Annotated in this window: 2 protein-coding genes; both read left to right on the forward strand. The window is 65.8% G+C overall.

Annotated elements, in window-relative coordinates:
- Positions 1-1075: sugar ABC transporter ATP-binding protein (locus E5W70_RS31995; RefSeq protein ID WP_292665308.1), on the forward strand; the 1075-nt coding region annotated here is incomplete at its 5' end.
- Positions 1072-2088, forward strand: a complete 1017-nt coding sequence (locus E5W70_RS32000; protein ID WP_292665310.1) for an ABC transporter permease — start codon at positions 1072-1074, stop codon at positions 2086-2088. The genes E5W70_RS31995 and E5W70_RS32000, both read left to right, overlap by 4 nt.
- Positions 2089-2224: the final 136 nt, after the last annotated feature.

Raw genomic sequence — 2224 nt, forward strand, 5'->3', positions numbered from 1 at the left:
GTCGCTGAAGAGCCGCTTGATCATCATGGACGAGCCGACCTCGGCGCTGACCGAAACCGAAGTGCACAGGCTGATGTCGATCATGGGCCGGCTGCGCAAGGACGGCGTCGCCATCATGTTCGTCACCCACCGGCTGGAGGAGGCATCGGCGATCTGCGACCGCATGACGGTGCTGCGCGACGGCAGGCTGGCCGGCCATCTCGACCGCGAAGGCGGCCCGATCAAGCTACCGAAGATCATCGAGAAGATGGTCGGCCGTGCCGCTTCCGAGCTCTATGCCAGGCCGACCCAGCGCGATGTCGCCGGCGACGTCCGGCTCTCGGTGCGCGGCCTGCGCACGGTGCGCGATCCGCAGGCGCCGCACGCTATCGTGCTCGAAGGCGTCGATCTCGACCTCAAGGCGGGCGAAATCCTGGGCGTCGCCGGGCTCGTCGGCTCCGGCCGCACCGAGCTCGCCCGCGCCATCTTCGGTGCCGACCGCATTGCCGCCGGCACCATCAGGCTCGAGGGCAGGCCGATCGCGCCGGCCTCACCCGCCGATGCCATCGAGCTCGGCATCGGCCTGGTGCCGGAGGACCGCAAGCACCAGGCGATCTTCGCCGCACTCGCCATCCTCACCAATTTCTCGATCGCCGCGCTCGACCGCTACTCCAATGTCGGCTTCATGGCCGAGCGGCGCGAGCGCGAGGCATTGGCGAACTATAGGAAGACGCTGTCGATCCGCATGGCCTCGCCTGAGCAGGCGATCGAGGGACTGTCGGGAGGCAACCAGCAGAAGGTCATCCTTGCCCGCTGGTTGGCGCGCGACCCCAAGGTGCTGATCGTCGATGAACCGACGCGTGGTGTCGATGTCGGCGCCAAGGCTGAGGTGCACCAGATCCTGGTGGAGCTCGCGGCGCGCGGCATCGCCATCATGATGATCTCGTCGGAACTGCCCGAAGTGCTTGCGGTGTCGGACAGGATCGTCACCATGCGGCGCGGGCGCATCACCGGCGAGATGCCCGGCATCGAGGCGACCGAGGAGAAACTGATGGAACTGATGGCGCTCGACCAGAAGCAGGAAGCAACGCAATGACCAGCACGACCGAACGGAGCCAGCGCGGCGGCGTCAATATTGCGCGCCTGCTGATGAGCTTCGGCCCACTGATGTTCCTGGCGTTGCTGATCATCGTCTTCACCGTGCTGAAGCCGAGCTTCATCGACCCGATCAACCTGTTCAACATCATGCGCCAGATCTCGATCACCGGGCTGATCGCGCTCGGCATGACCTTCGTCATCCTGACCGCCGGTATCGACCTGTCGGTCGGCTCGCTGCTCGCCTTCTGCGGCATGGTCGCGGCCGTGGTAGCCAAAGGCGGCACCGCCAACACGCTGTCGCTGTCGACAACGGGCACGCAAGGCTATGGCTGGTTCGCCGCCCTTCTCGCCGCCGTCGTCGTCGGCGCCATGGCCGGCGGCGCCCAGGGCTTTGCCATCACCAGGCTGAAAGTGCCGCCCTTCGTTGTCACGCTTGGCGGCCTCACCGTGTTTCGCGGCCTGACGCTGACAATCTCCAATGGCGGTCCGATCTCCGGCTTCGACGCCTCGATGCGCTGGTTCGGTACCGGCCTGATCGGCCCGGTGCCGGTGCCGGCGATCATCTTCGCGATTGCCGCCATCCTTTGCCACATCGTGCTGCGCTACACACGCTACGGCCGCGCGGTCTATGCCGTCGGCGGCAATGCCGAGGCGGCACGGCTCTCCGGCCTGCGCGTCGACCGCATCCTGATCTCGGTCTACATCATCGTCGGCTTCTTTGCCGGCCTTGCCGCCTTCGTTTTGTCGGCGCGGCTCAACTCCTCCGAAGCCGTGGCCGGCATCGGCTACGAGCTGACGGTGATCTCGGCGGTCGTCATCGGCGGCACCTCGCTGTTCGGCGGCATCGGCAGCGTCGGCGGCACTGTAGTGGGCGCAGGGCTGATCGGTGTGCTGCAGAACGGCCTGCAGTTCAACAACGTCTCGTCCTACACGCAAAGCATCGTCATCGGCCTGATCCTCATCCTCGCGGTGGCCTTCGACCGCTGGCTGAAATCGCGGGTGAGGCGGTGATGGTGGAGGAGCGACGATTTTCGCTGCAAGGCAGCAGGAGGTTGGCGAAAGCGCTGGCAACAGCCAATCTCCCCCCCTTGCGGGCAGGGCTATCGCATATGAGTGATGGCATTGATGAGATAGTCGTCGTTCCAGG

This window comes from Mesorhizobium sp. (assembly GCF_005063415.1).
Classification (GTDB): domain Bacteria; phylum Pseudomonadota; class Alphaproteobacteria; order Rhizobiales; family Rhizobiaceae; genus Mesorhizobium.